This is a genomic window from Streptomyces sp. NPDC058880 (assembly GCF_042742535.1).
Lineage (GTDB): Bacteria > Actinomycetota > Actinomycetes > Streptomycetales > Streptomycetaceae > Streptomyces.
In genome coordinates this window covers 1-4,265 of sequence record NZ_JBHYMC010000126.1, presented here as the reverse complement: position 1 = coordinate 4,265, position 4,265 = coordinate 1, and the positions used below count along the sequence as shown (strand labels likewise).

Here is a 4,265-nt window from a genome sequence, read left to right as displayed (position 1 = left end):
CTTTGTACTCACCCCAGCGACACTCGCTGCGGCTTTCCTCCGGGCTTTCGTTCTGCTGTCTTGCGTTTCCGACTCTATCAGACTCTTTCGTGTCCAATTCCCTCGGCGCTTTCCAGGTTTTCGCTTTCGCGTTTCCCTTTCCGGCGGTTCCGACTCTATCAGAAGTTTTCCACCGGATTTCCCCGGCTTCGATTCCCGAATGAAGAGTCGAGTGTCCCCACTCGAAAGTGCATCCTTGTGGGGGCTGTTGCCGAGCGTGTCCGCTCCAGGCAACTGTTCAACTCTACAACCGGGCCCGCGGGGAGTCAAAACGCCGCCGAGCCTCGGCCGTAGCCGACGTCCGTCCTCGCGGAGTTCATGCGGTGGCGGATGCGGTCGACGACCGCTCTGTGAGGACCGCCGTATCCGTGGGTGGTTGCGGCGATCGTGTCTTCTTCCTACTGGGCGACACCGCCGGAGCGGGACGAGAGCGCCCCGGCTACGCCGTACCCGCGTCTCGTACCTCCTGGCGCCCGGCCAGCCTCTTGGCCTGCCGGCGGCCGGCACGGCTGGATGGTCCTCCTGGTGTGCAGCAGCTACGAGCCGGTCACCTCGCCAGCGAGGACGAGCACGGGTTGCGCCGTCCTCACAGCACAGGCCGCGTGGCCTTCCGGCTCGTAGATTCGGCTCCGTGCGAACAGGCCCGAGAGCGTTGACTCCGCCATGCGCTGACACTCATGAGCCCGTCTGCGGCACCGAGGCACCGAACGCACCCCGAGGCCAGCGGCCCTGCGAAGCGATGCACCCGGCCGTGGTGTGGCGCGACCACGGAGTCCGACACCGCGAGCTTCTTCGAGGTACCCACTGATCAGGGGGCTGTCTGCGAAATGCAACGAGCACGAGCAAGCCCCCGGGCTGTCGGTCGAGACGTCCGACGTCTCCACCACGCTTCCCCGGGCACTCGCCGGTCATCCTCGCCGCACTGGGCCTCCCCCTGCGCCCGTGGAGTGGACCACGGCGCTCATCCCCACCCCAGAGGGGCACCGGTGCTACAAGACCCACCCGTCCCAGCGCGCTGTCGACACTGGGACCAGGATGTCGTCCACGATGAGTACGGCGTCCTTGGTGAACCGCTTGCGAGGCTGGAGCGCGAACATCGGCCCGAGGGGGTCGATGATGCGGTCGGCCGCCGGCTTCGAGATCCCGAACAGCGAGGAACGCCAGGATCCACGGCGGGCCCTTGCGGACCCAGCCCGCAGCGGCGCGACGCAGCACCGTCACCCGCTACGCCAAGGCGCGTGGGCTCAGCCCGGAGAACGGTGGTATCCAGACACCTCAGGGCTCTCACGAATCAAGTCGTCGTCGGTGAGCCCGTGGTTCCCCAGCGGTTCCAGAGCGTGTGGTGCCAGTCATCGGCATCGGGTCCGGGGGGTGCGACCGCCGGCACCGGGCCAGGGCTGGTCTCGATCAGGTGCAGCAGCGACCAGGCGACGCCGTAGCAGTCGTCGGGGCCGAAGCAGCCAGCCAGGGCCTGCGCCTCGATCCGTGTGACGGGTGCAGAGATGGCCTCGATTTGTTTGACTCGCCGGTCGAGCTCCCGCTCGTCGGCGTCCCAGCCGGGCAGAGAGCCGTCTGCGACGAACGTCTGAACTTCGGATCTCATCTGCGAATGATCGACGGATGTGAGTGACCTGGGCAAGGCTCGATGCCGCAGGTCAGGCGCCGGCTGTCTCGGCCGCCGAGGGCGGTGAGGGGAAGGCGGCCGGTTCGACGAACCAGCCGCCTTGCTGCAGGCAGGGGGAGAGCTGGCCGACCATGCGGTTGAAGAGGTTGCGCTGGGCGACGGCGTGCCAGTCTGCACGGCTATCGCGGCGGCTCCGGTCATGGACCTGGTCATGGAGTTGATCGCGGAGAAGGCCCGGAGGTATCCGGCGTGGTCGAGGCGGTCGCTTTTCGTCACAGCGTCCCCGACAGCTCCGCGCTGACAGCCGACGCAAGCGTGACTGGTTCCTTCAGCAGCCGCACACGGTCCGATGCGCGTGCGGTCTCCTCGGTGCACAGCAGCTGACGACCGGTGCGGACCGCCGCGGCCTGGACGAGCCATTCCAACGTGATCAGTGGTCGTAGGCAATCAAGGATCGGATGACGGGCGGGCCGATCTTGTGGTCGTGCCAGATCTCGGCGGCCATCGCGAGGATGCACTGGGCGACGCGGACGGCGACGCCTTCGAGGGTCGGCCACCGTGCTGTTCCAGGTCAGCTGGCCTTTCAGGGTGTCGTTGACCGACTCGATCAACTGCCGCCCCGACCTCAGGAGGCTATCGCCCGTGCGCTTCGGCTCGCGCTTGAAAAAAGGACGCCGCAACTCCGCGCCCCGGAAGGCCATTTCGGCCTCGAACTCCTTGGAAGCGAAGCCCTTGTTCACGATCACCAGCAGGCGGGGCCGGTCCGTGGCCGGGTGCGGTTCGCGGTCCACCATCGCCGACAGGACCTCCCGCTCGTACAGCTTCGGGTTCGCCAGTGCCTCAAGGGCGGGCATCCCTGTCGGAGTGCGCACCAGGAACAGGCGCAGGCCCCAGCTGCGGCGGTCGGCCAATCCGTCGGGTACCTCAGATCTCGTCGTCGATCTCCACGTACAGTGCAGTCAGTAGGGCATCCAGGTCATTCGTCATAGATCGATCTTGGATTCCCTACGTGCGTTCCCAGGCGCGCTGTCGGCATCCAGAATGAATCTCTGGGTTGGGTGCATACGGAGCACAGGGGGTGCGGGGTCATGAGCTGGTATGTGCTGGTGGAAGCCAACGTGTCGTACAGCGGCGACAGCACATGGGAACTGGTCGACAAGATCCCCGTTGACGGCGGAAGGGAAACAGCCCTTGCCCGGGCCGAGGAGATAAGCCGGACCTATGTGCGGTGGGCCGTCGACCCGGAGAAGTACGGCCGCCTCGTGTTCCAGACCTCTCCCACGAGTTGGCTCGTGGAGCAGACCTGGTTGGTCCGGTACGACCGCTCTGACAGCCCCTCCACACTCTCCCAGCTGCTGCGCATCTGCGTCGCTGAGCTGGTGTTTGCACGGGATCCCGCGCCAGCCGATCCTCCCAGGAAGGGATGGCTGCGCAGGTGACCGACCGCGTCCTGATCGAGCCGGTGGATGATCTCCAAGATCAGCTCGATTCGGGAAGCACAGCGGCTGCCTATGGCCACTGATCACATCGGAATGAGCTCCCCGACCCGTAGTGCCGTCGCCGCGGCGGCGGGCGGAGCGACAGCCGGCGCGGGACGGCTACGTCAACGCGTCCGCCGTGGGGGCGGTGGCGCGCCACACGCGACTGCGAGCCCCCACAGCGCCTGCTGTACTCCGGAAGGGGCCCTCGCGCACACCGGCTTGACGCATATCGCGGACGTCTCCTCAGCCGCTGCCGCTGCCGGCCGCCAGTCCGGCCCTGGTTCGAGTTCGGCGCATGCGTTGACGTGGCCCGGCCTTCCAGCCCGCTTCGGGTCAAAGGTTCACGCGCTTGAGGTAGACCCGGCTCCGGTGCGCGATGGTCTGGTACCAGACCATGAGGTGCTCGTCCTCGTACGTACGCAACCGCATCGGGTGGGGGTCCTCGTAGAGGCTGCCGTCCTTGGGGTCGATGGCCATCGCGGCGAGGTCGACCAGGCCGTCCATGACAGCGTCTACCAGCTCCTGCTGTGCTGCGGGCATTTCACCGAGCACCCACAGCCGGTTGGGGTCGCACTCCCATGCCCAGCCGCTGTCGTTCTCCACGCCCTCGCCGCGCCGGGTCACTGACCGATCTCGCGCTGGGCTTCGGCGAGGATGCGGCTACTGGTCTCCATGGCGGCGCGGAACTGCTCCTCCGTTGCATCGGGGTCGCCCGCGACGCGTTCTGCTTCGTGCAGTGCTGCCGACCGTGCGGGCCAGCGGTGGATTGCCACGTGCGTGGCCCACTTGATCAAGAAGAACCGCAGGGGGTTGATGGCACCCGTCTCCGCGGCACGGTCGAAGGCCTCATTGCACTCCTTGTCGAGCACGGCCAGGCTGGCCATGTCGATCCGCCGCACGGCATCCCGCAGGGCTTCCCGGGTCATCGCCGGCTGGGGGACGAGAGGTCCGCCGTCTTCCCACTGCTGTGCTGTCATCGTTTCCTCCAGGGGAACGCATGCCAGGATACAGAGCCGAACCTCGGAAACTGTTGGTGAACGCGGAAAAGCCCCGTACCAGAAGGTACGGGGCTTCCCCACAAAAATTGTTCGGCGGCGTCCTACTCTCCCACAGGGTCCCCC

At 66.7% G+C, this 4,265-nt stretch carries 5 protein-coding genes and 1 pseudogene; 1 reads left to right on the top strand and 5 read right to left on the bottom strand.

The window, feature by feature from the left end; translation table 11 throughout:
- Positions 1 to 1,064: 1,064 nt before the first annotated feature.
- The 3 genes and pseudogenes from ACFW2G_RS32910 to ACFW2G_RS32900 all read right to left on the bottom strand — a co-directional run.
- Positions 1,065 to 1,305, bottom strand: a pseudogene (locus ACFW2G_RS32910) (IS5/IS1182 family transposase); the annotation flags it as partial.
- A gap of 25 nt (positions 1,306 to 1,330) precedes the next feature.
- The gene (locus tag ACFW2G_RS32905; RefSeq protein WP_037931093.1) at positions 1,331 to 1,642 is read right to left on the bottom strand and encodes a hypothetical protein; all 312 of its coding nucleotides are present in this window, start codon (positions 1,640 to 1,642) and stop codon (positions 1,331 to 1,333) included.
- 293 nt (positions 1,643 to 1,935) lie between these two features.
- The gene (locus ACFW2G_RS32900; RefSeq protein WP_384585594.1) at positions 1,936 to 2,574 is read right to left on the bottom strand and encodes a hypothetical protein; all 639 of its coding nucleotides are present in this window, start codon (positions 2,572 to 2,574) and stop codon (positions 1,936 to 1,938) included.
- Positions 2,575 to 2,751: 177 nt separating this feature from the next.
- Between ACFW2G_RS32900 and ACFW2G_RS32895 the strand changes: the two genes are divergently transcribed.
- Positions 2,752 to 3,102 (top strand): hypothetical protein, encoded by a 351-nt coding sequence (locus ACFW2G_RS32895; protein WP_384456612.1) that lies wholly within the window; start codon positions 2,752 to 2,754, stop codon positions 3,100 to 3,102.
- A gap of 375 nt (positions 3,103 to 3,477) precedes the next feature.
- Here the strand turns inward: ACFW2G_RS32895 and ACFW2G_RS32890 are convergent, their stop codons facing one another.
- Positions 3,478 to 3,747, bottom strand: coding sequence for a hypothetical protein (locus ACFW2G_RS32890; RefSeq protein ID WP_384456614.1), 270 nt, complete (start codon positions 3,745 to 3,747; stop codon positions 3,478 to 3,480).
- 17 nt (positions 3,748 to 3,764) lie between these two features.
- Entirely contained in the window at positions 3,765 to 4,121 is a 357-nt protein-coding gene (locus ACFW2G_RS32885; RefSeq protein WP_037931099.1) for a hypothetical protein, read from the bottom strand.
- Between the last annotated feature and the right edge of the window lie 144 nt (positions 4,122 to 4,265).

What these genes read in the sequence shown, in the direction of transcription:
- ACFW2G_RS32905 (WP_037931093.1), bottom strand. Translation starts at nt 1,642, where the DNA reads ATGAGATCCGAAGTTCAGACGTTCGTCGCAGACGGCTCTCTGCCCGGC.
- ACFW2G_RS32895 (WP_384456612.1), top strand. Translation starts at nt 2,752, where the DNA reads ATGAGCTGGTATGTGCTGGTGGAAGCCAACGTGTCGTACAGCGGCGAC.
- ACFW2G_RS32885 (WP_037931099.1), bottom strand. Translation starts at nt 4,121, where the DNA reads ATGACAGCACAGCAGTGGGAAGACGGCGGACCTCTCGTCCCCCAGCCG.